This window comes from Enterobacter sp. P82 (assembly GCF_037053385.1).
Taxonomy (GTDB): domain Bacteria; phylum Pseudomonadota; class Gammaproteobacteria; order Enterobacterales; family Enterobacteriaceae; genus Enterobacter.
This window is the reverse complement of sequence record NZ_JBALHX010000001.1, coordinates 86,347-113,289: the sequence shown is the minus strand read 5'-3', so window position 1 is coordinate 113,289 and position 26,943 is coordinate 86,347. Positions and strand designations below refer to the sequence as shown.

The following is a 26,943-nucleotide window of genomic DNA, read 5'->3' as shown; positions in this document are numbered from 1 at the left end:
GCTCAGGCGTCCGCGGGGGACGCCTCTGCCTCCAGCAGTGACTCAAGCGGTGCCGGTCTGCCTATCAGGTATCCCTGCACATAATCAATACCTAGCGCGTGAACCGCGCTACGTATCTCTTCGGTCTCGACATACTCTGCCACCACCAGCATTTTCTTCATTCGCGCCAGATGGCAGATAGACGCCACAATCTGATAATCCAGACTGTTATTAACGATGTTTCGCACAAAACTGCCGTCGATTTTGAGAATATCAGCGTCGACGCTTTTCAGCCGGGCATAGCTTGCATAACCGGTACCGAAATCATCAATGGCAATGCATACCCCCATCTTCTGCAACTGCCCGAGGATCTGTTGCGCCTGCTCTGCACTGCCAAACGTACTGCACTCTGTCACCTCAAAGATCAGTTGCCACGGTTCGATGGCGTATTTCGTCAGCAAACGACTTACCTCAAGCGGGAACTGCACTCTGCAAACGGTTGAAGGGGCCAGATTAATGGCAAACCGCTGGCCGGGCAGCCTTTCGCGATGTGTTGCCAGAAAGCGTAACGTGCGGTCCAGCACCCATAAATCTACCCGCGACGACAGACCAAACTCCTGCGCAACAGGCAGGAAGTGTTCAGGAGAGATCAATACCCCATTTGCATCCTGCATCCGTAATAAGACTTCGTGGTAGCGATCGCCCCGCTGGCCACAAACGGGCTGGACTAACAGCGTAAATTCATTGTTATCGAGAGCCCTTTGCAGACGGCTCATCATCGCGACTTTATCCCTCAGACTGCGCTGCAAATGGACAGCACCACGCTGCTGAAGATTTTCCGGATGGTTAGAAGAGAGCGATAAGTCCGCGACCACCCCTAGCTCACCCAGGACCAGATAGAGATGGTTCACCGGTGACCGCACATAGCAGTAGCTCACACCCACCTGAGGCTGCAGCGGCATGCCATCCCAGACAAAGCGGAACTGTTTGATATGCTCATCCAGGGTTTCAATCCGCTGCTGGTGGGATTCCGCGTTGAGTCGAATTGCCAGGTCGCACCCGGTCAGGTGGTAGACCTTCTCATTAGGCTGGAGTGTGTCATTAATCCATTGCGCCAGCTGCTGTTTGTACAAAATGCGCAGCAACACGCCGTAATTTCGCCCCAAAATTTCAAGCTCAGGAATACGCAGTAAACAAAGCGCCGACCACGGGTTTTTAGCCAGATCGTGTAATAACGAGCGCAGATTAGGCATATGTACGACAGGGTCGAGTAGCGCCAGTCTGCGGGAGCGTTGATTCACGGTTCGCTGGTGAGTCGCCAGCATCGACATGTAAATCACCACGAACGAGAAGACCAGATAGCTGGAAGAGGTGATCGCCAGTTGAATGTCATAACCCTGATGCAACGGGATATAGCGGTAAAAATAGTGAATGGACACCAGCAAGACTGGCGTCCAGATCAGCGACACCAGCTTATAGCCAAAGCGCATCGCGGCCCAGAGCATCACCGGCATCAATAACGACAGGGTGTAGTTGGTGGAAAAAATTGAGCTGTTTTCATTCATGGGGAGCAACAGCAGCGAAAGCAGTCCGCCGAGGGCAAACACCCAAATCAAAAACTCAGTGACCGTCACCTTTTTCTCTATCTGCATACGAATCTGTGAGATGAGGCTTTTGATGTAACGCGGATGGCGAATCAGGCGGATCAGCAGATAGCTCAGAGGTACCCCCGTCAGCCCACTGACCAGCAGTGTCTGATAGTTAATGAGCGTACGAATATTCAGGGGGGATAATCCCGCAAGGCTCTGGCGACTCTCGTATACCCCCAGATAAACCGCAAACTGAAACAGCACCAGAAATAGCGTCGCGGGGCAGAAAACCTGCCAGAAAATGCGCTGCGCCATCAGCCGGATGTCCCCGTACGCCGTCATACTGCGTCCGGGAGCAAACACCCGGTATCCCCCCCAACTGAGCACTATCGGGACGATAAAATGGAGCATAGTGGCGACGGTTTCAAACATCCCACCCGACGGGTAATAGCGGATAAACAGCGACAACGCGATCCCGGGAAGCGCTTCCAGGCCAAAGAACATCATCAGTGAGAGCAAAAATGAGAGGGGTAAATAATAGAGTGCGACAATACCTTCGCCCAGTTGCGTGAACGTATTCGCGACGCTCAGCAGGGGAAGTAAAACCACAGGTAAAATAAGCGGCAATGCCCACCAGCGGTCTTCATTGTTTTTCAGGAAAGCAATAATGTTCATAGATGCCCGGTTAAACCCCTTTCTCTCCAGAGGGAAAATAAAGACAGGCATCCGACCTGACGTGCGCGCCGCCCGGCAATGTTTAGGGCGAACAGTGTGGAGGGAGGATTTTAAATATCAGGACAGGGAATCCGTTGACTTAAATCAAACTACTTTATGCAAATAATCTTTTTCACTGACTTTTTTGCAAAAACTTCCTTCATATTATCAATATGGTAAATGCATTAATTATTTTCAATAACATTAATTAATGTAACTGTTGACGGTTATTTACACATTGCAGAATTGACCCCCTCTTCCCGCTGTGCCTTAATATCCTTATCGCCCAGAAGGGCATGTCCAGGAAAAACACAGTGAGTCAGGCCACGCGTATGCGCAAACGACATCGATTTAACACCCGAATGACCCGCATCATACTGCTCATCAGCTTCCTGTTTTTCTTTGGCCGCTTCGTTTATTCCTCTATTGGTGCCTGGTATCACCATCAGGACAAGGTCCAGTCGCAGCAATCCAGCCTGACCGTCGACATGACTGACCGCTGACCCGCCGGATGGTTTTGCACTCTTCGAATAATGCCTGCAATCCCTTTGCTGAGGATCTTATCCTGCAGCCCGGCAAACTGTATCGCACTGTATCCAGAGCGCCGCACTGACAAACGGGTACAAAACGCCGCCTCCGGCAAATATCTCCGATACATAAAAATGGTTTTCTTTCCCTGTCGTCATTCAGAACCGATGAGGGGAGATACCGATGATTCGTCGATACACACTTTTACCCCTACTTGCTCTGGCATCCGTCGCATATGTCCAGGCCGCCCCTCTGGACAACCTCAGCGCCGCTGACGTTAACGGTCCCGCCGCCGTTGCGCCGCTGGAACACCCACAACCGCCCGCAAAACTGATCGTCGATCCACCCCTTGCTGGTCCGCTGAGCAAAGGCGCGGTGTTTATTCAGTATCGGGCCGAAAACCTGCGCATTGAACCGGTATTTGGGCCCGACGCGCTGAAAGTCACTCCGCGTATCGGCCACATTCATGTTGTGGTGGATGACGCCCCTTGGCACTGGGCGGACACCAGCGGTGAACCGGTGATTCTGGTGGGACTGCCCGCTGGAAAACACAAGGTGACCATTATTCTGGCCGACCCAACGCATAAGCCTCTTGACCATAAAACCCTTGAATTCACCGTGCCAGCGCATGCGCCGGTCCACCATTTCTGAGGAGCCTGAAGATGAAAGCATTATCGTTACTGACAGCGGGTTTGCTGGCGATTTCGGCCAGTGTTTTGGCGGAGAGTAAAACCAGCGTGGTGCTGGTGCATGGCGCGTTTGCCGACGGCAGCAGCTGGAATAAGGTGATTACTCTTTTGCAAAAACAACACACCGAGGTTATAGCCGTCCAGTTGCCGCTCACATCGCTAAAAGATGACGTAGCGGCCACGCAGCGAGCCATCGCCCGTGCACACGGGAATGTGGTGCTGGTGGGCCACTCCTGGGGAGGCACCGTGATTAGCGAAGCAGGCAACGATGCGCGGGTAAAATCGCTGGTGTATGTGGCGGCGTTCGCGCCGGAGTCCGGTCAGTCAACGGCAGAACTGGCAAATACCTACCCCGCTCCGCCGGGCAGTAAGGGCATTGCCCAAACGACGGACGGTTATTTATACCTGCCGACAGAAGCGGTCAGGAAGGACTTCGCACCGGATGTGAAAGCAGGAGAACGAAACGCTATCGCAGCCACGCAGGGGCCAATCAAGGCTGATGCGTTTGGGGAAAAGATAACCCACGCGGCGTGGCATGAAAAACCCAGTTGGTTTGTAGTCAGCAAAAATGACCGGATGATCAACCCCGATCTGGAACGTGCGATGGCGAAGGCGATCCACGCAAAAACCACCGAGGTGGCGGCGAGCCACGTGTCGATGGTGAGCGAGCCTGAGGTCATCGCCCGGACGATTGAGCAGGCGATAAGCAGCAATTAACCTGTGTGACGTCCCGGCAGATCATTCGATCTTCTGCACTTCCGTATCCACCGACAGCAGCGCAGTGCCGTCATGCGCTGCTGGTGCCATAAAGGGAACCGGCTTGCCGGTCCGCCTGTCAACCAGCAGCGAGTGGCGCTCGCCCTGTGAAAACAGATTTTGCTCTCCCCACTGACGCAGCGCCACGATCACGGGAAAAAGACGTTCACCTTTGTCGGTCAGAACATATTCCTGATAAGCCGTGCCGTCTGATGCCCCCTGTAACGTCAGGATGTCCGCCTCAACCAGCTTGCGAAGCCGGTCAGAAAGGATGTTGCGCGCCACGCCCAGGCTGCGCTGAAAATCGCCGAAGCGCGTCATGCCGTCAAACGCATTACGTACAATAAGAAGCGACCAGCGATCCCCGAGCAGGTCAACACTGCGGGCAACGGGACAATATTCCTCTTTTACTGTTTTTCGGGACATCACCTGTTTTCCTCGCAAAGCCTCCCCTATAACCAGTTGCATTTTAAAACTACATAACCTAGCATTCAACCAGTTTCATTTTAAAACCAGGTTATCACAGGCGAGGATTTTGAATATGTCACTGACGTCAGCCCTTCCTTCAGCCGACATGCCGCGCAGCATGGTCTGGCTGTTCGCCACCGCCAGCGGCCTAAGCGTGGCAAACGTCTATTACGCCCAGCCTTTACTTGACGCGCTGGCGAACGATTTCGGCATTAGCCATGCGGCCGTGGGGGGCGTGGTGACTGCGACACAAATTGGCTGCGCGCTGGCTCTTTTGCTTGTCGTTCCTCTGGGTGACAAAGTGGATCGTCGACGACTCATGGCAGTACAGCTGATTGCTCTGGTGGTGGCCCTGGTTTCCGTCAGCATGGCACAGTCCTCTTCAGCGCTGCTTATCGGTATGCTTGCGACCGGTATGCTGGGCACGGCCATGACGCAGGGGCTGATCGCCTACGCCGCCAGCGCAGCGTCGCCCCATGAACAGGGGCGCGTTGTCGGCGCGGCACAAGGCGGCGTGTTTATAGGTTTGCTGCTCGCTCGCGTCTTTGCCGGTGGCATCAGCGATATCGCAGGCTGGCGCGGGGTCTATCTTTGTGCTGCCGCGCTGATGCTCATGATTGCGTTACCTCTGTGGTGGCGACTCCCCACCCTGCCAGCCGTCACTGCCACGATGAGCTATCCGCGGCTGATTGGCTCAATGCTCACGCTGCTGCGGCAGGAAAAAGTGCTGCAGATACGCGGCGTGCTGGCGCTGCTGATGTTTGCATCGTTCAACATTTTCTGGAGCGCGCTGGTGCTGCCGCTGAGCGCACCGCCGTTTAACTTTTCGCATACAGCGATTGGCGCGTTTGGACTGGCTGGCGCGGTGGGCGCGCTGGCGGCTGGCCGGGCAGGACGCTGGGCCGATCGGGGATATGCCCAACGCACCAGCGCGGCGGCGCTGAGTATCTTACTGTTAGCCTGGTGGCCCTTGTCGCTGATGGACCGTTCACTCGGGATCTTGCTTATCGGCATCATACTGCTCGATTTGGGCGGTCAGGCGCTGCACGTCACTAATCAGAGCATGATTTTCCGCACCCGTCCCGAGGCGCACAGCCGGCTGGCAGGGCTTTACATGCTGTTTTATGCCGTCGGCAGCGGGCTCGGCGCGCTCGGCACAACGATGACGTATGCCCATGCTGGCTGGCCGGGCGTCTGCCTGCTTGGCGCCTCGGTCAGCCTGCTGGCGCTGGTGTTCTGGTGGCTAACCCGCGTTAGCCACCGCTATCTGCAGGATAATCCCGATTAATCCACGCGTGGTCCTCTTCCCAGGTGAACATCCATTTGCGCACCGGGCCGGCCATCACGTTGAGGTAATAACTGTCATACCCGGCCATCGTCGCCACCGGGTGATAGCCCTTCGGCACCATCACCACGTCACGGTTATAGACCGCCATACACTCATCCAGTGTTCTGTCGTCGGTGTAAACCCGCTGCATGCAGAACCCCTGCTCCGGATTGAGGCGATGATAGTAGGTCTCCTCCAGATACGTCTCCTGGGGCGGGTTATCCGTGTCGTGCTTATGGCTCGGGTACGAGCTGGTACAGCCTTCGTTGGTCCAGACCTCCACCACCAGCAGGCTGTCGGCGGGTTTGTCTTCCGGCAGGATGTTATGCACGTAGCGCTGGTTGTGGCCTTTGCCGCGCGCTTCGCCGTCGATATCCTGGGGGGCAATCAGCCGCGTAGGATGCGTCCCTTTGCCCGGTGCGGCGCAGACCGCCAGCTCTACTTTCGTTAGCGCCTTCACCTGCACCGTCTCCTGTGAGGTGACGTACACCGCCCAGGGTTTAATGCGCTCGAACGGGCTCATCCGCTCGCCGATGTCAGTAAACTGTGCAGAAGGCGTGCTGATGGAAGCGCGCCCGGCCACCAGCACCAGACAGCGCTCTTCACTGACAGCGGGCAGCGTCAGCTGCTGCCCTTCCTGAAGTTCATAGGCCTCAAAGCCAACATATCCCCATCCGGCGCTTTCCGGCGTGACAGACTGAGTCCGCCCCTCAGCGTTCGGCTGTTGCCAGCGTGATAACAGACGTGACATGTCACCTCCTCAGATAAGCCCGGCGTCGCGCGCCAGGCGGCTCAGGTTGTTATATCCCAGACGGGCGTAGGTCAACGGATGGGCAATCGCCGGGTCCTGTTCCGCCTCCACCACCAGCCAGCCGTGATAATCCTGCGTTTTCAGCAGTTGCATAATCGGCGGGTAGTTCACGCAGCCGTCGCCCGGTACGGTAAACACGCCGCTCAGCACCGCATCGAGGAAGCTGGTTTTGCGGTTTTTGACATCCGCCAGCACGTCGGCACGCACATCTTTGCAGTGAACATGATTGATTCGCGATGCCCAACGCTGCGCCACCGCCAGCGGATCGGCCCCGGCAAAGGTCAGGTGGCCAGTATCCAGCAGTAAACCCACTTCCTCACCCGTGTGGAGCATCAGGTTGTCCACGTCTTGAGCGGACTCAATCACCGTGCCCATATGATGGTGGTAGGCAATCTGTACCCCTTGCTGCTGCGTATAGCGGGCGAACGCCGTGAGCTTCTCGCCATACTCTTTCCAGCGTTCCTGCGGGAAACGTGGGCGCAGATGAACCGGCGTCTGCTGCTCACCGTGAATGCAGCCACTCACTTCCGCAAAAACCAGCACCTTCGCCCCCAGCTCGCGCAGCAGCGTTAGATGCGACTGCACGGCAGCAATCTCGTCCTCGACGCTGCGCTCCAGCAGACGGCCGGAATACCAGCCGGAGACCAGCTGCAGGTCATGGCTCTGCAAAATGGGGCCGAGCAGGCGCGCTTCGCGCGGGAATTTATTGCCCAGTTCGAAACCCGCGAATCCGGCCTCTTTCCCTTCGCTCAGGCAGGTCTCCAGAGATGTCTCTGCGCCCAGTGAAGGCAGATCGTCGTTCGTCCACGTCAGCGGGTTGATGCCCAGTTGTACACTCATTGTCGTCTCCATTATGCGTGTCCGCGCTCGCGCCACCAGGCGATAAGCTGCAGGTAGTTGTCCCGGATGCGCGCCACCAGCTGCGCATCGTCAATATCGTGTTTCAGCCATGCGCGGGAGGCATCGCCAAACAGCGTGCGCCCCACGGCGAAGCCTTTCACCAGCGCCTGCCCCGCGGCGGCTTTGAAGTCGGCACGCAGCTGTTCCGCCGGAGCATCCAGACCGAGAATCACCACGCCGCGACAGTGCGGGTCCCGGCGCTCAATAATCTCGCTTAATGCCGTCCAGCCGTCGGCGGAGAGCGGCGGTAGTTTCCACCAGTCGGGGTAAATACCGAGGTTGTAGAAACGGGAGATGGCGCGCAGGTAAAGCTCGTCGCTGCGCGGCATGCTGGCGGGCAATATCACCTCCAGCAGCAGCTCATGCCCGGACTGACAGCAGGCGTGGTACACCTCAGCGATTTTCTGCTCCTGCTCCAGACGCAGGCCGTGGGCATCTTCCGGATGGAAAAAGACCAGGCACTTCACCACATGCTCCTGCGGCCAACTGATAAGCTGGGTACCAATGTTGCCGTGCTCCATCTCCAGCGGACGTGAGCCCGGCAACTCAATAGGACGACCGATCCACCACCCTTCCCCGGTAATGGCGTTCAGCGCATCCTGACCAAATGTGCCATCGCACAGCAGACCGGCTTTCCCCTCCAGTCCGGCAGAGCTTGCCGCCTCGCGGCTGGCCTGCAGGATCAGCTGCTTCAGGGCCGGAATACGTTTGAGCGACGCGCCGCACTGCAGCGCCATATCCTCAAGCTGGCTGCGGTGATCGAAGGCCATCACGCACAGCTCCGGCCATTCGCGGCGGCGGGTGGTCACCCGGTGGAGATGGTTAAGACGCGGGTCAAGGTCCGGGCGCGGAACGAGCGCGGCGCGGGAGAGATAATCATCCAGCTCGATTTTGCTCGGCATAGCGGGCGCACAGCCGTGCCGCGAGACCACCAGCGCCCCACAGGCGTTGGCGTAGCGGCACGCCTGCTCCCAGCCCTCGTCGTTCAGGTAACCGCGCAGCAGGCCGGACATAAACGCATCCCCCGCGCCAAGGACGTTAAGCACCTCCACGCGCACGCCGGTCACCGTCAGGCCGTCGTCCAGACGAGGGGGAATGGCATCGGTATACACCGAACAGCCCAGCGCGCCGCGCTTGCACACCAGTGTCGCCTTGCTGACGTGGCGCACCTGCGCCAGTGCCTGCAACGTATCGGTGCTGCCCCCCGCAATATGAAACTCCTCTTCGGTGCCGACAATGACGTCGAAGAGGTGCAGCACTTCCTGTAGCTCGCGGGTGACCTGATCGGCGGCGATAAAGCGCGTTTCGCCGTCGCCTAGGGAGGTTAGCCCCCACAGCACCGGACGGTAGTCGATGTCCAGCACCGTGCGCACGCCGTGACGGCGGGCGTAATTCAGCGCCGTCAGCACCGCCTCACGGGTCTGCGGGTGAGAAAGGTGAGTCCCGGTGATGGCAAGACACCGTGCGGAGGCAATGTAGCTTTCGTCCACATCGCTGGCGGTAATCGCCATATCCGCGCAGTTATCGCGATAAAAAATCAGAGGAAAGGTGTCCCGGTCTTTAATGCCGAGTAGCACCAGCGCCGTGAGGCGTTCTTTATCGGTGATCAGATGGCTGGTATCGCAGCCCACCTGGTTTAACTCTTCCCGCAGGAAACGCCCCATATGTTCATCGCCGACGCGCGCCAGCATTGACGAGCGTAAGCCCTGACGCGCGGTGCCGTACGCCACGTTGCCGGACGAGCCGCCGAGATACTTGGCGAAGCTCGACACATCCTCCAGACGGGCACCAATCTGCTGGCTGTAGAGGTCTACCGCCACGCGGCCCATGCATATCACATCAAACTGCTTTTCCACGTTGAACCCTCTTCAGACAATGTCATTCACGTTCAGCCAGCGGCCTTGCTGGTGTGAGAGTGCGATGGCATCCAGCACGCGCGAGACCTTCCAGCCCTCTTCGAAGTCCGGCCACATCGGTGCGTCGGCGGCGATGCCGTCTACCAGGTCGCGCACTTCCACCGTTTTTTGATCGTTAAAGCCAATACCGTGGCCTGCCCCCATACAGAACGCGCCGTAGTCCGGGTGTGCCGGGCCGACCAGCAATGTACGGAACCCCTGACGGTTCACCGGATCGTCATGCAGATAGAGCTGCAGCTCCGCCATCCGCTCCTGAGTGAAACTGATGGCACCTTTCGTCCCGGTGATCACATACGACAGCCCCATCTTGCGGCCGCAGGCAACGCGGGAAGTTTCAATGACGCCCTGCGCCCCACCCGCGAATCGCACCATCGCGTGGGCCTGATCTTCATTTTCCACGGCGACCATTTCCGACGTTCCGGCCTTCGCCGGACGCGCCGGCACCACAATTTTCAGGTCGCCGCAGACCTGCTCAATTTCCCCCACCAGGTACTGGGCCATATTGACGATATGCGCCGCCAGATCACCCAGAGCGCCCAGTCCGGCGGTCTCTTTAAAACAGTGCCAGTGAATGGGGGAAAGCGGGTCGGCCATATAGTCTTCGTTGTGGGTGCCGTAGAAGTGGATCACCTCTCCAATTTCGCCGCGCGCAATAATCTCTTTCGCCAGCTGCGCCGTCGGGTTTTTCATGTAGTTGAACCCCACCAGCGTTTTCACCCCTGCCCGCTTCGCGGCGTCGACCATCTCACGCGCGTCGTGGGCATTCAGCGCCAGCGGCTTCTCCGAGTAAACATGCTTGCCGTGACGGATCGCCTCCAGCGCCATCTCTTTATGCAGATGGTTGGGGGAGCAAATATCCACCACATCAATGGCCGGGTCGGCCACCAGCGCCCGCCAGTCACCGGTTGAGCGATTGAAGCCAAACGCCTGCGCGCGTTCTGCCGCCAGCGTCGGGTTCACCTCCGCCACCATCTCACGCACCAGTTTGCCGCGCAGGTTGAACACCGTCGGGGCCTGGGCATAGGCAATGGCGTGCGCCTTGCCGATATACCCGGTGCCAATCAATCCAATACGAACCTCTTTCATCGTGATCCTCACAGTGCGCCGCGACGGCTCTTGGCATAGGTGTCGAATGCCACCGCCAGAACGATAATTAATCCGGTGATAATTTGCTGGTAGTAGGCCGAGACGTTCATCAGTACCAGACCATTAATCAGAATACCCATGATGATGGAGCCGATAATCGTGCCGCCGATGCGTCCATATCCCCCCATCAACGACGTGCCGCCAATTACTACTGAAGCAATAACGCGCAGCTCAAAGGAGATCCCGGCCACCGCCTCGGCGCTCCCCAGACGGGCGCTCAGGATAAAGCCCGCCAGCCCAGCCAGACAGCCAATCAGCACATAGACACTGACCAGCACGCGCTTCACGTTCACCCCAGCCAGACGTGCCGCCTCCGGGTTGCCACCGATGGCGTAGACGAAGCGCCCCCAGCGGGTTTTATGCAGCGCCAGATAACCGCCGATGGCGACGATGGCAAAGATCCAGATCGGAATGGAGATGCCGAGCAGCTCGCCGCGCCCCCACCAGCGATAGCCCGGATCGAAACCGGCGATCGGCGCGCCATCGTTAATCACCAGCGTCAGACCGCGCCAGATGGTCATCCCTCCGAGGGTAACGATGAACGGCGGCAGGCGCAGGCGGGTGACGCCCAGACCGTGCAGGAAACCAATCGCCGTGCCCATGGCCAGACAAATCCCCAGCCCAATCAGCCAGCTCATGCCGCCCCAGGCGTTCGGGTCGACGGTGGTGAAGTTGTCGCCTTTGATCACGTACGCCGCGGTCATGGCGCACACCGCCAGAATAGAGCCCACGGAGAGGTCGATCCCGGCAGTCAGAATAACGAAGGTCATCCCCACAGCCATGATCCCGTAGATGGAGACTTCGGTCAGTATGTTGAAAATATTGCGTTCAGAGAAAAAGTTGCTGTTCTGCGACTGGAAGAAGATCAGCAGCAGGATCATGAAAATCAGTACCCCGAAGCGCTCGAAGAAGGCGATGGGATCGATGCGTCCGGCGCGTTTGACCGGGGCCTGCGTTTTAGAAATCATCTGCGTCATGAGAAACTCCGTTATGCCGCGTTCAGGGCGTTGTGGTTGATGGCCATCATCGTCATCAGCCGTTCTTCGTTAGCGTCGTCACCGTGGATCTCGCCAGTTACCCGGCCTTCACTGAGGGTGATGATCCGGTCAGACACCGCCATCACTTCAGGCAGATCGGAGGAGATCACAATCACCGCCACGCCCTTTTTCGCCATATCAAACAGCACCTGGTGTACTTCCGATTTGGTCCCGACGTCGATACCACGTGTCGGCTCATCGACAATCAGCACCCGCGGGTTGAGCGCCATGCAGCGCGCGAGGATCACTTTCTGCTGGTTGCCGCCGGAGAGCTTGCGCACCTCCTGCGCGCTGTTGACCATTTTGATCTGCAGAGCCTGGCGGTAGGACTCAATCAGGTCGTCCTCTTTTCGGGTATTCACGAACCAGCGCCACTGCAGCAACGAGGAGAGGCAGGAGAGCGACAGGTTGTCGCGAATCGACAGCCCCAGCACCGCCCCCTCTTTTTTACGGTCTTCCGGAACCAGCGCCACCCCCTGATCGAGGGCATACAGGGGGTCACGTGGCTGGTACGGCACGCCGTCCAGCTCAAAGCTGCCCGAAGTAAAGGCGTCAGCGCCAAACAGGCAGCGCGCCACCTCGGTACGGCCAGCCCCCACCAGCCCGGCAATCCCTAAGACTTCCCCGGCGTGGACGTGGAAACTGATGTCATGCAGAGCGATGCCGTGTGGATCCAGCGGCGGTTTTTCCCGGCTTAACCCCTTCACCGACAAACGGACAGGTTTGTCTTCATGGTGGGTTTCACTGGCTGGGCGGCGGTTAAAGGCCACGTCACGCCCTACCATCAGGCGGATCAACTGCTCTACGTTAGTCTCCGCTACCGCGCCGGTGCCGGTGAAACGGCCATCCTGGAAAACGGTGAAGCGGTCGCAGAGCTGGAAAACTTCGTGCAGGCGGTGAGTAACATAAATAATGCTCACACCACGGTTTTTAAGCTCCCGCACCACGCGGTGCAGGCTTTCCACCTCGCTGTCACTCAAGGCGGCGGAGGGTTCATCCATAATGATCAGCCTGGCATTGAGGGTCAGCGCCCGGGCAATCTCCACCATTTGCTGCTGGGCCACGCTCAGACGAGCGACGGGCGTGGTCGGTGCGACATTCAGTTGCAGATAATCGAGAATCACCTGCGCTTCCTGATTGACCGCTTTTTCGTCGACAATCAGGTTACGTTTGCGCGGTTCGCGTCCGAGAAACATGTTTTCCGCGACGGTCATGTTGGGCAGCAGGTTGAATTCCTGATAGATGGTAATAATGCCCTTGTTCTGCCGCTCTACCGGGGAGTCGTCCACCGGCAGCGTTTCGCCGTTGAACCAGATCTCCCCGCGCGTTTGCGGCTGTGCGCCCGCGAGTGCCTTCAACAGCGTGGATTTCCCGGCGCCGTTTTCGCCCAGCAAAGCGTGAATTTCACCCGTGCCGACGGTGAGCTGGGCACTGCTCAGCGCCCATACGCCGGAAAAGCTTTTTGCCAGGTCGGTTACTTTCAGTAAGGGTTGCGACATCAGCCTGCTCCTTATTTATGGGGAGCCGCCCGTACGGCGGCTCCGGACAAATCAGTTACCGGCCTCAGCAATACGCTCAGCCTGCTGCAGGTTCTCTTTGGTGATCAGCGTCGGCGGATAGTCCGCCCCGGTGATGGCTTTTTTCTCACGTACGTTAGCCACCAGCTGGCTCATCGCCGTGGTCACCGCAAAGCCCGGGCGCTGATCCGCCGTTACCGCCAGCCAGCCGTCGCGCACGCGGGCCAGTGCTTCCGGTACCGCATCAAAGCCGGTCACCAGAATTTCGCCCGGCTTCACACCCTGACTCTGCAGCGCCTCAATCGCCCCCAGCGCCATATCGTCGTTGGCGGAGAGAATCACCTGCGGACGTTTTGGCAGCGACGGCAGAACGCTTTCGACAATGCGCATCCCTTCCGAACGCATCCAGTTGCCGGTCTGATCGGCGACGATCTTGTACTTATCCCCGCCAGCCTTCAGGCTGTCGCGGATCCCTTTGGTGCGTTCAATGTTGGAGGAGGAGCCCGGCTGACCGGTCAACAGAATGATCTCCGCGCCGTTGGGGAATTTGGTTTTGACGAAGTCGCCAATCGCCTGGCCGCCCTTGTAGTTATTGGCACCAAAGTGCGGCACTTTTTTCTGGCTATCGACGGAACGATCAAGCGTTACAACCGGCAGCTTCGCATCCTGAATTTCATCTACCGCACTGGAGACTGCGTTCACATCGTTCGGGGAGACGATAAAGCCCTGCGCACCACGGGTGATGGCGTTTTCCAGGTCAGCCACCTGCTTCGGTGAGCTGCCCTGCCCGTCCAGTACCTGAAGTTTCACGCCCATCTCTTTTGCGGCTTTCACCGCCGTGCGCTGCATGTGAACTTCAAACGGCATGGCCAGGTTTGGCGTACTGAAAACAATTTGCTCGTTTTCGGCTATGGCTGCCCCGGATGTCATAGCGATGAGGGCGGCTAAGATCAGTTTTTTCATTATTATGTCTCTCTGTGTAGGGTTGTTGTGTTTAGAGGACGATCTCGCGCTGGCAACGCAGTGATTCCAGCGCTTTATCCGCGAGGTACAGCGCACGTTCACCATCATCGCCGCTGCAATCAGGCACCGCTTCGCCGCGCAGGACCGCAACAAAGTGTTCCCATTCCGCGGCGTAAGCGGATTTGTAGCGTTGCAGGAAGAAGTGTTCCGGCAGCGCGCTGGTGCAACCCTGTTTGCCGTAGTGCTGCACCTGGTTTTCAAGGATATTGCCCGCGCACAGCAGCCCTTCGGAGCCGTGCAGTTCCAGGCGCTGGTCGTAGCCGTATGAAGAGCGGCGACTGTTGACGATGGTCGCCATCGCGCCGGAGGCATATTTCAGAACGATAAACGCGGTGTCGATATCTCCCGCTTCGCCAATCGCCGGATCCACCAGATTGCTGCCCTGGGCGTACACCGACACCGGCTCTTCACCCATGATGAAGCGCGCCATGTCAAAGTCATGAATGGTCATATCGCGGAACATGCCGCCGGAAACACGCACGTACTCCGCAGGCGGTGGAGACGGATCGCGGGAGATGATCAGCAGCGATTCCGGTTTGCCGATACGCCCGGCCTGAGCGTCGGTTTTCACGCGACGGAACTGCGGGTCAAAGCGACGGTTAAAACCGATAAACAGCGGTACGTCATACTCCTTGACCACCTTCAGGCAGTCGCGTACGCGGGCAAGATCAAGGTGTACCGGTTTTTCACAGAAGATGGCTTTGCCATGACGGGCGGCCATTTCAATCAGATCCGCGTGGGTGTCGGTCGCGGAGGCGATCAGTACGGCATGAACGTTCGGGTCGGTCATCGCCTCATCCAGGCTCTGCTGACGCGCCTGATATTGCGTGGCGAGACGCGTGGCGAATTCCTGATTCGGGTCAACCACGGACCAGAGCGTGGTCGCACTGTGGCTGGCGATGTTAGCTGCATGTACCTGGCCAATTCGGCCAGCGCCCAGTAAAGCAATGTTAAACATAACGGCTCCCGGTGTTGGTGAATGCTGTGAACTAACGACACTATAAATAAAACATTTATTTCATTTTTATAAATAGTGAAAATTATGTTTTTGAGTGCGGGTTAACACTTTTGAGATGTATGAGATAAATTTTGTTATCAATCTCACAACATGGCGGAAGGTATGCCCCTCCATTACAAAGGGGCGAGGGAGTAAAAACCACACCGTACCGTCCCCTCTCCCGTTGGGAGAGGGTCAGGGTGAGGGGAAAAAGAAAAATGAAATGAAAATTTCGTTACGGCAGGAAAACTCAATACTGACGGGCTTTTTTCACCTGAGCCTGCGTTTGCTCGGCGGCCTGGCGCACCGCTGGCGACTCTGCCACCTGCGCATCGCCGGTTCGCCACCATGACGCGTAATCATGGGTCATCGTTTTCGGCAGTACTTTGATGTCGAGGAGCGTCGGCCCCGGGTGGGCGCGCGAGGCTTCCAGCGCCGTCAGCAGGCTTTGCTCGTCATGAACTCGCCATGCACGACAGCCGTAGCTTTCCGCGTTTTGCGCAAAATCGACCTTCACCAGTGGCCCGTCAAGCCGACCCGTTTTCGGGTTGCGGTAGCGGTTTTCCGTGCCAAAGCTGCCCATTCCGTGCCCCATCTGCAGGTTGTTAATGCAGCCAAAGCTGGCGTTATCAAACAGCAGAATGGTGACCTTAATGCCCTCCTGTACGGCGGTTTGCAGCTCTGAGTGCAGCATCATGTACGAACCATCGCCTACCATGGCATACACCGGCTGCTGAGGTTTTGCCAGCTTCGCGCCAATGGCCGCTGCGACCTCATACCCCATACAGGAGTAACCGTACTCCAGGTGGTAACTGTCCGGCGTTTTGACCTGCCAGAGGCGTTGCAAATCCCCTGGCAGCGATCCGGCCGCCCCCACCACAATGGCGTTATCTTCAATATGCTGATTAATGAGCCCCAACACCCGCGTCTGAGTCAGATGCGTGTTGAGCGTTTCACCGTATTCCATGAGCTGCGCATCAAGGTGCCCCGCCACTTCGGGAGCGTCGTCAGGATGCCACTGGCGATCCCACAGGCGACGGCATTCGTCGCGCCAGGCAGATTGCGCCTGGGCAATCGCCTCTCCCCAGCCGCTGCGGTAATCTTTCAGCGCTTGGGTCAAGGCCGTCAGCCCGGTTTGGGCATCGGCAATCAGCGCGGTGGCATCCAGCTTCAGGGCGTCAAACTCGGCCACGTTCAGCAGCAGGAACTCGACATCCGGATGGGAAAAGAGCGCCTTGGAGCCGGTGGTAAAATCGGTCAGGCGCGTGCCGATGCCAATCACTAAGTCAGCCTGCGGCGCAAGCCGGTTGGCGGCCATTCCGCCCGTCACACCGACGCCCCCCAGATTAAGCGGGTGGTCACTTACCAGCGCCCCCTTTCCGGCCTGGGTTTCGGCAAACGGCAGTTGCAGCGTTTCAACAAATTCCCGTAACGCCTCATGCGCACCGGAGTAACGCACACCACCGCCGCATACCACCAGCGGACGGCGCTTGCGGGCAATCAATGCCTGAGCCTGCGCCAGCCGCTGCGGGTCAGGCGGACGACGTTCAATGTGGTGCACCCGACGCGCAAAGAAACTCAGGGGGTAATCCCAGGTTTCCCCCTGCACATCCTGAGGTAAGCAAATGGTCACCGCCCCTGTATTTGCGGGGTCAGTAAGCGTTCGCATCGCGCTTAACATCGCGCTCATGAGCTGTTCAGGACGGTTGATACGGTCCCAGTAGCGGGAAACCGGGCGGAAGCAGTCGTTGGTACTGATGCTGAGATCGTGATACTGCTCGATCTGCTGCAACACGGGGTCAGGCTGGCGACTGGCGTAGATATCGCCCGGCAACAGCAGGAGCGGAATACGGTTCGCCGTGGCCGTCGCGGCCGCCGTCACCATATTGGCAGCACCTGGCCCAACGGATGAGGTGACGGCAAAAATACGCTGGCGGCGATGCTGTTTGGCGAATCCCGTCGCCATATGGGCAATCCCCTGCTCGTTACAGCCCTGCATCACCTGCAGATGGCCGGGATCCTGCTCCAGCGCCTGGCCGATACCGAGCACGTTACCGTGCCCAAAGATCGTTGCCACGCCCTCCACAAAGGGTGTTTCGTTACCATCAACGCTAACGTATTGTTGATTAAGGAATCTGACCAGCGCCTGGGCCATGGTCATACGTTCGGTTTGCATAAAACCCCCTGTCAGCCCAGCGTCGGCATGGAGAACGCAGCGCCTGTCTCCTGCTGCATTTCCGGCCAGCGTGCAGTGATGGTTTTCATTCGGGTGTAGAAACGCACGCCATCGTTCCCGTGAACATTTAGCGCACCAAAGATGGAACGCTTCCAGCCACCGAAACTGTGGAATGCCATTGGCACCGGGATCGGCACGTTGACCCCCACCATGCCCGCCTGCACCTCTTCACAGAAGCGGCGCGCGCAGCCACCGTCACGGGTGAAAATAGCCGAGCCATTACCATATTCGTGGCGGTTAATCAGATCCACCGCGCTGGCGTAATCTGCTACGCGCACCACAGAAAGCACTGGGCCAAAAATTTCTTCTTTATAGATGGTCATCTCCGGGGTGACGTTATCGAACAGCGTCGGCCCAACGAAATAGCCCTGCTCGTGACCCTTCACGCTTAAGCCACGCCCGTCCACGCGCAGGTTCGCCCCCTGAGCTTCGCCACTGTCGATATAGCCCAACACTTTGCTGCGGTGCGCGGCGGAGATCAGCGGCCCCATCTCGTTTTCTGGCTTCTGGTCCAGCCCCGGACCGACGCGCAGCGCGGCGATCTGTTTTTCCAGCCGGGCGCAGAGATCATCGGCGGTTTTATCGCCCACGGCCAGCACCACAGAGAGCGCCATGCAGCGCTCCCCCGCCGCCCCAAAAGCCGCGCCCATGATGGCGTTTGTCGCCATATCCATGTCGGCATCCGGCATTAAAATGCAGTGGTTTTTCGCGCCGCCGAGCGCCTGACAACGCTTACCGCGGGCGGACGCGGTCTGGTAAATGTATTCGGCAATCGGCGTTGAGCCAACAAAGCTCACCGCCTGCACGCGTGGGTCGGTCAGGAGCACATCAACGGACTCTTTATCCCCCTGCACTACGTTGAACACGCCGTCCGGCAGGCCAGCCTCTTTCAGCAGTTTCGCCAGGGCGAGCGCCAGAGAGGGATCTTTTTCCGACGGTTTCAGCACGAAGGTGTTACCTGTCGCCAGCGCAATCGGGAACATCCACATTGGTACCATCGCCGGGAAGTTAAACGGCGTGATCCCGGCGCAGACCCCGAGCGGCTGCATCAGCGAGTGGCTGTCGACGCCCGTGCCGACGTTCGCAGAGTGTTCACCTTTTTGCAGATGCGGGATGCCGCAGGCGAATTCCACCACTTCCAGGCCACGGGTCAGTTCACCTACTGCGTCTGAGAAGACCTTACCGTGTTCTTCGCTGATGATACGGGCCAGACGCTCCATATTCTCTTCCAGCAACGCTTTGAAGCGGAACATCACACGCGCGCGCTTGAGTGGAGCAAAACGTGCCCACGCGGGAAACGCTTGCTGTGCTGCGGCAATCGCCTGTTCGGTTTCCTGTGCCGTGCTCATCACCACCTGGCGGATTTGTTCACCAGTGGCCGGGTTGAAGATCGCCTGAACGCGCTGGCCTGAACCGGTGACACATTCGCCGTGAATAAAATTCGCTACCGTCTCCATCCTTAACCTCTCGCTGTTGATACGTGACTGTTACCTGAACGTTGTGTACTGAACACTATATATGAAACAAATATTCCATTTTAAGTTGAAATAAAATAAATGATGATTATTGTGATCAAGGATGGATTTTTATGTTAACAGCCAACATCACTGACTCAGCCTGAGCTATTAAGGGATTTCGGGCGAGGAAATGACTGAAGCTTCTGTTTCATTTTTGCTGCCAGATGGATGGCCGACATTTAAAAGACGCGGTTTTGCGTTTAGAATCATATGACTGTATTTGGGGGATAACATGACGACAGCAACCAGCCTGAACGAACTGCAGCAGCAAATCCGCGATCGCTACGATAGCCTGAGCAAGAGGCTGCAGCAGGTTTCCCGCTATGTGCTTGATAACACCAACAGCGTGGCCTTTGATACGGTTGCTGTCATTGCCGAGCGCGCCGACGTACCACCATCGACGCTCATCCGCTTCGCCAACGCCTTCGACTTCACCGGCTTCAACGAGATGAAACAGCTGTTTCGCATGAACCTGGTGGAGGAGACCGCCAGCTACAGCGACCGCGCCCGGCTGTTCCGCGAAATGGAGAGCGAGGCCGTACCGGAAACACCGCTCGATATCCTGCAGGAATTCGCCCGCTCGAATGCGCAGGCGTTACAGCAACTGGCCGCTCGCGCCGAACCAGAAATGCTGGAGCGCGCCGTGCAGTTGTTGGCCGATGCGGACACCATCTACATCGCCGGTTTACGCCGTTCCTTCAGCGTCGCGGCCTATCTGACCTATGCTCTGAGCCACCTCGAGTGCCGCCCTATCCTGCTCGACGGCATGGGCGGGATGCTGCGCGAGCAGATCAGCCGCATTAAGGCCCGAGATATTGTGGTGTCGATCAGCTTCTCGCCGTACGCGGAAGAGACGGTGATGGTCAGCGAAACCGCAGCCAGCGTCGGCGCTCGGCAGATTGTGATTACGGATAGCCAGATCAGCCCGCTGGCAACGTTCAGCGATCTCTGTTTTGTGGTGAAAGAGGCACAGGTGGATGCGTTCCGCTCCCAGTCAGCAACGCTGTGCCTGGTGCAGTCGCTGGTGGTGGCGCTGGCGTACAGGTTGGGAAGTGGGGACAAATAGTCTGCATTGCCCTTTTGCCGGCCGGGAACGGCACAGCCGCCCCCCCGGCATTTTGGTCAGTTCTTTATTTCAGTACACTCCGGATAGTCTACGGATGAGAGAGCACTCAGGCGTTGCCCCGTAATCTGCAAAACGCGCAGTAGAAGCATAATGCCGCGACGGGTATCTGGATCGTTCAGCATTGAGAACACCTGCCGAAGCGAAACATCCCCTTCCCGGTTAATTTGCTCTCCCCATGCCATGCGTAGCGCAGTTCCGCCTTCCCAGCCGACAGTCACAACATCTTCAAAAACGCCGGCCAGTTTTTCGACCATCGCGTTATCGGTCATTTCAAGCAGGTCCGCCACCAGGGCGAGCAAATCAACAAGATTATTCAGGCGATTGCCGACCATAAGCGGAGCAAGATTTTTCAGCAATTGTTCCTGTTCGCTCATCAGAACATCCCCCTCACGACACCCCAATACAGTCCACGGTTAAAACCGTTTCGCAGCATGCCACCGAGTTTTGTCGCAGGCACCGGCGTCACATCATTGCGATAGTCATATACCAGCGGCATCCCCGCCCAGAGCCCCATCTGCGCGACGGCCTGAACCCGGCCATCGTAATGATTACCGCTTCCGGGTGGTCTGCCATACAGTTCCGCCACAATATTATCGACAATGATCGGAGCCTGGTTATGGCACGACCCGCCAGCTTTACTGATCGGGAGATCGACGGTATCGCCGATCACATAAACGCCTTCTAACCCGTAGACGCCCAGCGTTTGGTGATCCGTCGGCAACCAGCCTTCTCCATTCTGAATCTCACTGAGCCCCGTATTACGCACCGCTTCTACCGCCCTGATGGGAGGCGTGGCCATCAGGATGTCGAAGTTCTGCGAATCGCCCTCGGCGGAATACGCGATTTTGCTGTCAGGATCGACATGACTTAAGGTAAAACCGCGCTGGTGCTGTATGCCTTTGGCAGCAAAAATATCCCCCAGCGCCTCCCCAACCGGACGTTGCAGGAACAGACAGTTTCGCAGTAATTGCGCTACGGTCGGATAGGTATAAACAATCTCAACCTGATTACGTACGCCACGCTGACGCAGATAGTCGTCAACCATCAGCGTGGTCTCGATGGGGGCGATCCCACACTGGTGGGGCACATTCGGGGTTTCCGGGAAAGAGACGGTGATAAAGATTCGCCCCTTTTTAATGGTGGCGAGTTTATGGGCTAATTGCCTGGCCGCCGCGTATTGGTAAAAATGATCGCCCACTTCAGCAAGGCCAGGGATTTTTTGTGGGAAAGGTGTGCAGCCAGTAGCAATAACCAGCAGGTCCCAGTCGTAGTGTTTCTTACTGGCGCTGTATAAGCGGCGTTGTTTAAAATCGAAAGATTCTATTTTATCGGTAATAAATTGAATATCCGGACTCAGTAATTGCCGCTCAGACCGGGCCAGTTCATGGTGATGAAAGAGATTAAACGCGACGTACATAAACGCGGGTTTGTAGTAGTGCACCGGTGATTCGGATATCAGCATCAGTTCTACCTGACCGGCTGCAATTTCGCGTCGTAATTTTCTGGCCAGCAGGTTGGCGACAATCGTCCCTCCCGTGCCGCCACCGACAATAATTATGCGGTTTTTCATTCCGTTATTCGCTCATGGTAGTGAATGGGAATTCACGTAACCAGACCGCTTCACTGTTACGCTCAGCTAAAGCGTAGTAACAGAGCAATATTCCGCAACACAACCCCTAATGAAATATTTAACTTCGGAAATCATGTCATCATTTAAAATATACGCTGCAAAATATAATTTATATCCCTATAACGTAGCCTCTGACTGTGATCTCTTTTGCATCATTATTATTCACCAAAGAGCAGCTTTGTGTACTTTTTAGAAACCGCCCCGGAGCGCTGACCATTGGCGCCATAATAGCGATCTTCACGGCAAAGCCTTTCCTTCACATCGCAGAAAATGCCGTTAGCAAAGGTGAATTCGGTCAGATCGACATCACTTGACGTGAACACCTCGTTTGCAGCAGCCTTCTTGCCGAGATACTTCTCGGTCAGCTCACGGGAAATTCCCTTGTCATTGGCGCATACATATCGGTCGCAGAGCACGCCTGACACTGGCGAATGGAGTTTGGCCGGGGTCCTGGCCTGAGCAGACATGGCGGACACAGCCAGCAGCGCGGCCACAGAGCATGAGAGTATTGTCTTGTTCAAGATGATAACCTCCGTTGGTTAATGAGTGTCGGATTTGTACCGGGCACGATAGAACCATCATGAGGGGCGAAAAAAACTCGGATGGTTCTGAGTTTCAACAGGAAATGCCCTGTTTAGTTTTTTGTTGACCTAAACAGTCATCGAAAGTTCAGGTTTGGGGGTAATTGTAAGGTCCCTATTCAGGTCAGTCATTCGATTTTAGAGACCTGAACTACTATGCTCTAAAGGGAGTGGGCTTGTGGGGCTGGTCCGCTCTGAGCGAAGAACGGAAATTGTATTTATGAATGACTTTTACATTGCCAAATAAATTATTATTTGCCGCTTTTTTTCTGGTTAATCACGAACACCATCATAATCATTAAGTATTTGCATTAAAATTATTCTTGGTATGTCTTTTGTGGATATTCTGAAACTGGTACTCAGGCGCGAGGCAATCATAGCGGAAGTAATTTTATTATCATCGTAGGCGATGGTCATATGCTTTCCGATATTCTGTCGGGTCATGTCCGACAACCTTTTGCCACATTCATCGGAAAATCTAAAGACTAAATTTTCTGCACCTGTCTCATCCTTCTCTACATAATCCATTGACTTTACACATCCAGAGTCAAACGAAGTTTTCTCATTACCGACCGAAAAAACAAAACTCCCTTTTGCTGCAGTCGATGTCAATGGCACAAGCACCACGAGTAACAACACCCCAAACTTGATTTGCATCTTCTTCTCCTTTTATTTGTTGACCTGCTCCCCATAAATTAACATATCTCAACGTTATCAACGTCTGCTTTTGGCACAGAGCAGATACAGAAGCATGATGTCCGCTGTGAGCGAGGTGCGAACGATGACCTTTCATCTTTGTACGATTTACGCTCTGGCCTGATCTGACGTATATATCATAGATACAGGAACTCACTGGCATGATCGGAGATGGCATATGCTGATATATAACGTTTTTGGACGGCATATTGGCGTTCAACGTAAGAATGAACGCTGGCTGGTATTTCGTGCTGACCTGACGGAGAGAAAGTTTTCTCGACTCTATGACATCGCTATTCCTGACGATATGACTGAAGGTGAGATTGCCGGCTGGCTGGGTGACATTTTCCATGAAGCCGCAACCGATCGTCATCCAAATGTGGAACGCATCGAATAAGGATTTAATGGATAGCATTACGTTGCGCCCGCTCCTGGCACTCACCTGAGATGGTGTTGCCAGCAATGGCCAAAAAAAAGCCCGCAATCTGCGGGCTTAGAGATAATTTAGAACCTGTTAGTACCAGACGTATCCGGTTGGGAAATCATTCCCACTCAATCGTAGCCGGTGGCTTACCGCTGATGTCATACACCACGCGGGAAATACCGTTAACTTCGTTGATGATGCGGTTAGACACGCGGCCTAAGAAGTCATACGGCAGGTGCGCCCAGTGCGCGGTCATGAAGTCGATGGTTTCTACCGCACGCAGGGAGACAACCCAGTCGTACTTACGGCCATCGCCCATTACGCCTACAGAGCGAACCGGCAGGAACACGGTGAACGCCTGGCTCACTTTGTTGTACAGGTCAGCTTTGTGCAGCTCTTCGATGAAGATCGCGTCCGCGCGACGCAGCAGGTCGCAGTACTCTTTCTTCACTTCGCCCAGCACACGCACGCCCAGACCCGGGCCCGGGAACGGGTGACGGTAGAGCATATCGTACGGCAGGCCCAGTTCCAGACCGATCTTACGCACTTCGTCTTTGAACAGCTCACGCAGTGGCTCAACCAGACCCATCTTCATCTCTTTCGGCAGGCCGCCCACGTTGTGGTGAGATTTGATGACGTGTGCTTTACCGGTTGCGGATGCCGCAGACTCGATCACGTCCGGGTAGATGGTGCCCTGCGCCAGCCATTTCACGTCGTCCAGCTTCAGCGCTTCTTCGTCGAACACTTCCACGAACACACGGCCGATGATTTTACGTTTCGCTTCCGGATCGTTCTCACCTTTCAGCGCGTCCAGGAAGCGCTGCTCGCCTTCCACGTGAACGATGTTCAGACCGAAGTGGTCACCAAACATGTCCATAACCTGCTGGGCTTCGTTCAGACGCAGCAGACCGTTGTCGACGAAGACACAGGTCAGGTTTTTGCCGATGGCGCGGTGCAGCAGCATCGCGGTCACCGAGGAGTCCACGCCGCCGGAGAGGCCGAGGATCACTTTGTCATCGCCAACCTGCTGGCGGATACGCTCAACGGCGTCGTCGATGATTTTTGCCGGGGTCCACAGGGCTTCACACTGGCAGATGTCACGCACGAAGCGCTCCAGCATGCGCATACCCTGACGGGTGTGGGTCACTTCCGGGTGGAACTGCACGCCGTAGAAGCGTTTTTCTTCGTTTGCCATGATGGCGAACGGGCAGCTCTCGGTGCTGGCAACGGTCACGAAGTCAGACGGGATAGCGGTGACTTTGTCGCCGTGGCTCATCCAAACGTCCAGCAGCGGTTTGCCGTCTGCGGTCAGGGAGTCTTCGATACCGCGCACCAGCGCGCTGTCGGTGACGACTTCTACCTGCGCGTAGCCAAACTCACGCTCGTTAGAACCTTCGACGTGGCCGCCAAGCTGCATTGCCATGGTCTGCATACCGTAGCAAACGCCGAATACCGGCACGCCAGCTTCGAACACGTACTGCGGTGCACGCGGGCTGTTCTCTTCGGTAGTACTTTCCGGGCCGCCAGACAGGATGATGCCGCTTGGATTGAATTCGCGAATCTGTGCTTCCGTGACATCCCACGCCCACAGTTCACAGTAAACGCCCAGTTCACGTACGCGACGCGCCACCAGCTGAGTGTACTGAGAACCAAAGTCCAGGATGAGAATGCGATGTTTATGAATGTTTTCCGTCATTGACGCTAATTCCGAGGCAAGTGAAACAAAAACAGAGCGCCCGGCAGGAGCCGGGCGCGGAAACTTATCAGGAGCCCAGACGGTAGTTCGGGGACTCTTTGGTGATCGTCACGTCATGAACGTGGCTCTCCTGGATACCCGCACCGCTGATGCGTACGAATTCCGCTTTAGTACGCAGCAGGTCAATGGTACCACAGCCGGTCAGACCCATACAGGAGCGCAGGCCGCCCATCTGCTGGTGAATGATCTCTTTCAGACGGCCTTTATAGGCAACGCGCCCTTCGATACCTTCCGGTACCAGTTTGTCAGCGGCGTTATCGGTCTGGAAGTAACGGTCAGAGGAACCTTTGGACATCGCGCCCAGAGAGCCCATACCGCGGTAAGATTTGTAAGAACGGCCCTGGTAGAGTTCGATTTCACCCGGGGATTCTTCGGTACCAGCCAGCATAGAGCCTACCATCACCGCAGCAGCACCTGCGGCGATCGCTTTAGCGATGTCACCAGAGAAGCGGATACCGCCGTCAGCGATAACAGGAATACCGGTGCCTTCCAGTGCTTCAACCGCGTCAGACACTGCAGTGATCTGTGGAACGCCCACGCCGGTGACGATACGGGTAGTACAGATGGAGCCAGGACCGATACCCACTTTCACCGCGCTGCAACCAGCGTCAGCCAGTGCGCGAGCACCTGCGCCCGTTGCCACGTTACCGCCGATGATCTGCAGGTCAGGGTATTTAGCACGGGTATCACGAATACGTTGCAGAACGCCTTCGGAGTGGCCGTGAGAGGAGTCAATCAGCAGCACGTCAACTCCCGCAGCAACCAGCGCATCAACACGCTCTTCGTTACCGGCACCCGCGCCAACTGCAGCACCTACGCGCAGACGGCCATGCTCGTCTTTACAGGCGTTAGGTTTACGTTCTGCTTTCTGGAAATCTTTAACGGTGATCATGCCGCGCAGGTGGAAGTTCGCATCCACAACCAGCGCTTTCTCAACGCGTTTTTCGTGCATTTTAGCGAACACGACGTCACGGGCCTCGCCTTCACGAACGGTCACCAGACGCTCTTTCGGTGTCATATAAACACTGACAGGCTGGTTCAGGTCGGTCACGAAACGCACGTCACGACCGGTAATGATACCGACCAGTTCGTTGGCTTCAGTCACAACCGGGTAACCGGCAAAGCCGTTACGTTCGGTCAGGGCTTTCACTTCGTGCAGGGTGGTGGTTGGCAGAACGGTCTGTGGGTCAGACACGATACCGGATTCATGTTTCTTAACGCGGCGAACTTCTTCAGCCTGACGCTCGATAGACATGTTTTTATGAATAAAGCCGATGCCACCTTCCTGTGCCAGGGCGATAGCCAGGCGCGCTTCAGTCACGGTGTCCATTGCCGCAGAGAGCATAGGAATGTTCAGGCGAATGGTTTTCGTCAACTGCGTGCTGAGATCGGCAGTATTCGGCAGAACAGTGGAGTGAGCGGGAACAAGGAGGACGTCGTCAAACGTCAGTGCTTCTTTAGCGATACGTAGCATGGGCAATATCTCTGACCTGGGTGGTTAAATATTGCCGTGGCATTATACAGAGCGTAACCGATTGCATCCACACTTTTTTATAAAAAAACCTTGCACTCCCCTCTCA

At 56.6% G+C, this 26,943-nt stretch carries 24 protein-coding genes; 6 read left to right on the top strand and 18 right to left on the bottom strand.

Features of this window, described 5'->3' with window-relative positions:
• Window positions 1-2: 2 nt before the first annotated feature.
• Window positions 3-2,243 (bottom strand): EAL domain-containing protein, encoded by a 2,241-nt coding sequence (locus WB237_RS00505; protein WP_336209382.1) that lies wholly within the window; start codon window positions 2,241-2,243, stop codon window positions 3-5.
• Window positions 2,244-2,596: 353 nt separating this feature from the next.
• On the opposite strand from WB237_RS00505, the gene WB237_RS00500 reads away from it, so the two are divergent.
• The 3 genes from WB237_RS00500 (at window position 2,597) to WB237_RS00490 (ending at window position 4,216) form a co-directional block, all read left to right on the top strand.
• Entirely contained in the window at window positions 2,597-2,785 is a 189-nt protein-coding gene (locus WB237_RS00500) for a YfgG family protein (protein ID WP_114977535.1), read from the top strand.
• 208 nt (window positions 2,786-2,993) lie between these two features.
• On the top strand, window positions 2,994-3,461 hold the full coding sequence (locus WB237_RS00495) for a DUF6130 family protein (protein ID WP_336209378.1): 468 nt from the start codon (window positions 2,994-2,996) through the stop codon (window positions 3,459-3,461).
• 11 nt (window positions 3,462-3,472) lie between these two features.
• The gene (locus WB237_RS00490; RefSeq protein ID WP_336209376.1) at window positions 3,473-4,216 is read left to right on the top strand and encodes an alpha/beta fold hydrolase; all 744 of its coding nucleotides are present in this window, start codon (window positions 3,473-3,475) and stop codon (window positions 4,214-4,216) included.
• Window positions 4,217-4,237: 21 nt separating this feature from the next.
• Here the strand turns inward: WB237_RS00490 and WB237_RS00485 are convergent, their stop codons facing one another.
• Window positions 4,238-4,681 (bottom strand): winged helix-turn-helix transcriptional regulator, encoded by a 444-nt coding sequence (locus WB237_RS00485; protein ID WP_442892451.1) that lies wholly within the window; start codon window positions 4,679-4,681, stop codon window positions 4,238-4,240.
• A gap of 115 nt (window positions 4,682-4,796) precedes the next feature.
• On the opposite strand from WB237_RS00485, the gene WB237_RS00480 reads away from it, so the two are divergent.
• Window positions 4,797-6,011, top strand: a complete 1,215-nt coding sequence (locus tag WB237_RS00480; RefSeq protein WP_336209372.1) for an MFS transporter — start codon at window positions 4,797-4,799, stop codon at window positions 6,009-6,011.
• Here WB237_RS00480 and iolB read toward each other — a convergent pair.
• The 10 genes from iolB to WB237_RS00430 all read right to left on the bottom strand — a co-directional run bounded on the left by iolB (window position 5,977) and on the right by WB237_RS00430 (window position 19,090).
• On the bottom strand, window positions 5,977-6,801 hold the full coding sequence (gene iolB, locus WB237_RS00475; protein ID WP_336209370.1) for a 5-deoxy-glucuronate isomerase: 825 nt from the start codon (window positions 6,799-6,801) through the stop codon (window positions 5,977-5,979). The genes WB237_RS00480 and iolB overlap by 35 nt on opposite strands.
• A gap of 9 nt (window positions 6,802-6,810) precedes the next feature.
• Window positions 6,811-7,701 carry a myo-inosose-2 dehydratase gene (iolE, locus tag WB237_RS00470; RefSeq protein WP_336209368.1) on the bottom strand — a complete coding sequence of 297 codons (891 nt, stop codon included), beginning with the start codon at window positions 7,699-7,701 and terminating at the stop codon, window positions 6,811-6,813.
• 11 nt (window positions 7,702-7,712) lie between these two features.
• Complete coding sequence (locus WB237_RS00465; RefSeq protein ID WP_336209367.1) at window positions 7,713-9,617, bottom strand: bifunctional 5-dehydro-2-deoxygluconokinase/5-dehydro-2-deoxyphosphogluconate aldolase; 1,905 nt, start codon at window positions 9,615-9,617, stop codon at window positions 7,713-7,715.
• A 12-nt stretch (window positions 9,618-9,629) separates the two neighbouring features.
• On the bottom strand, window positions 9,630-10,763 hold the full coding sequence (locus WB237_RS00460) for a Gfo/Idh/MocA family protein (RefSeq protein WP_336209365.1): 1,134 nt from the start codon (window positions 10,761-10,763) through the stop codon (window positions 9,630-9,632).
• An 8-nt stretch (window positions 10,764-10,771) separates the two neighbouring features.
• Window positions 10,772-11,800, bottom strand: coding sequence for an ABC transporter permease (locus WB237_RS00455; protein WP_010433895.1), 1,029 nt, complete (start codon window positions 11,798-11,800; stop codon window positions 10,772-10,774).
• An 11-nt stretch (window positions 11,801-11,811) separates the two neighbouring features.
• The gene (locus WB237_RS00450) at window positions 11,812-13,359 is read right to left on the bottom strand and encodes a sugar ABC transporter ATP-binding protein (protein ID WP_336209362.1); all 1,548 of its coding nucleotides are present in this window, start codon (window positions 13,357-13,359) and stop codon (window positions 11,812-11,814) included.
• 51 nt (window positions 13,360-13,410) lie between these two features.
• Window positions 13,411-14,340, bottom strand: coding sequence for a sugar ABC transporter substrate-binding protein (locus WB237_RS00445; RefSeq protein WP_114977527.1), 930 nt, complete (start codon window positions 14,338-14,340; stop codon window positions 13,411-13,413).
• Between the two features lie 31 nt (window positions 14,341-14,371).
• On the bottom strand, window positions 14,372-15,358 hold the full coding sequence (iolG, locus tag WB237_RS00440) for an inositol 2-dehydrogenase (RefSeq protein WP_028016110.1): 987 nt from the start codon (window positions 15,356-15,358) through the stop codon (window positions 14,372-14,374).
• 289 nt (window positions 15,359-15,647) lie between these two features.
• Window positions 15,648-17,573: a 3D-(3,5/4)-trihydroxycyclohexane-1,2-dione acylhydrolase (decyclizing) gene (iolD, locus tag WB237_RS00435; protein ID WP_336209358.1), complete on the bottom strand. Its 1,926-nt coding sequence runs from the start codon at window positions 17,571-17,573 to the stop codon at window positions 15,648-15,650.
• A gap of 11 nt (window positions 17,574-17,584) precedes the next feature.
• Complete coding sequence (locus WB237_RS00430) at window positions 17,585-19,090, bottom strand: CoA-acylating methylmalonate-semialdehyde dehydrogenase (RefSeq protein ID WP_336209356.1); 1,506 nt, start codon at window positions 19,088-19,090, stop codon at window positions 17,585-17,587.
• A gap of 292 nt (window positions 19,091-19,382) precedes the next feature.
• On the opposite strand from WB237_RS00430, the gene WB237_RS00425 reads away from it, so the two are divergent.
• The gene (locus WB237_RS00425; RefSeq protein ID WP_028016107.1) at window positions 19,383-20,216 is read left to right on the top strand and encodes a MurR/RpiR family transcriptional regulator; all 834 of its coding nucleotides are present in this window, start codon (window positions 19,383-19,385) and stop codon (window positions 20,214-20,216) included.
• Between the two features lie 56 nt (window positions 20,217-20,272).
• Here WB237_RS00425 and WB237_RS00420 read toward each other — a convergent pair whose 3' ends face one another.
• The 4 genes from WB237_RS00420 to WB237_RS00405 form a co-directional block, all read right to left on the bottom strand.
• A complete protein-coding gene (locus WB237_RS00420; protein WP_336209353.1) occupies window positions 20,273-20,650 on the bottom strand; it encodes a DUF1641 domain-containing protein in 378 nt (125 codons plus the stop codon).
• Window positions 20,650-21,846 carry an NAD(P)/FAD-dependent oxidoreductase gene (locus WB237_RS00415; protein ID WP_336209351.1) on the bottom strand — a complete coding sequence of 399 codons (1,197 nt, stop codon included), beginning with the start codon at window positions 21,844-21,846 and terminating at the stop codon, window positions 20,650-20,652. Before WB237_RS00415 ends, WB237_RS00420 begins: the two co-directional genes overlap by 1 nt.
• A gap of 218 nt (window positions 21,847-22,064) precedes the next feature.
• Window positions 22,065-22,427, bottom strand: a complete 363-nt coding sequence (locus tag WB237_RS00410; RefSeq protein ID WP_032666651.1) for a YcgJ family protein — start codon at window positions 22,425-22,427, stop codon at window positions 22,065-22,067.
• A gap of 333 nt (window positions 22,428-22,760) precedes the next feature.
• Complete coding sequence (locus WB237_RS00405) at window positions 22,761-23,144, bottom strand: SecDF P1 head subdomain-containing protein (protein ID WP_336209349.1); 384 nt, start codon at window positions 23,142-23,144, stop codon at window positions 22,761-22,763.
• A 217-nt stretch (window positions 23,145-23,361) separates the two neighbouring features.
• Between WB237_RS00405 and WB237_RS00400 the strand changes: the two genes are divergently transcribed.
• Entirely contained in the window at window positions 23,362-23,580 is a 219-nt protein-coding gene (locus tag WB237_RS00400; RefSeq protein WP_028016102.1) for a DUF7661 family protein, read from the top strand.
• 145 nt (window positions 23,581-23,725) lie between these two features.
• On the opposite strand, the gene guaA is transcribed toward WB237_RS00400, so the two are convergent.
• Both guaA and guaB read right to left on the bottom strand, forming a co-directional pair.
• The gene (guaA, locus tag WB237_RS00395; protein WP_024908661.1) at window positions 23,726-25,303 is read right to left on the bottom strand and encodes a glutamine-hydrolyzing GMP synthase; all 1,578 of its coding nucleotides are present in this window, start codon (window positions 25,301-25,303) and stop codon (window positions 23,726-23,728) included.
• Between the two features lie 67 nt (window positions 25,304-25,370).
• Window positions 25,371-26,837 (bottom strand): IMP dehydrogenase, encoded by a 1,467-nt coding sequence (gene guaB / locus WB237_RS00390; RefSeq protein ID WP_028016101.1) that lies wholly within the window; start codon window positions 26,835-26,837, stop codon window positions 25,371-25,373.
• Window positions 26,838-26,943 lie beyond the last annotated feature (106 nt).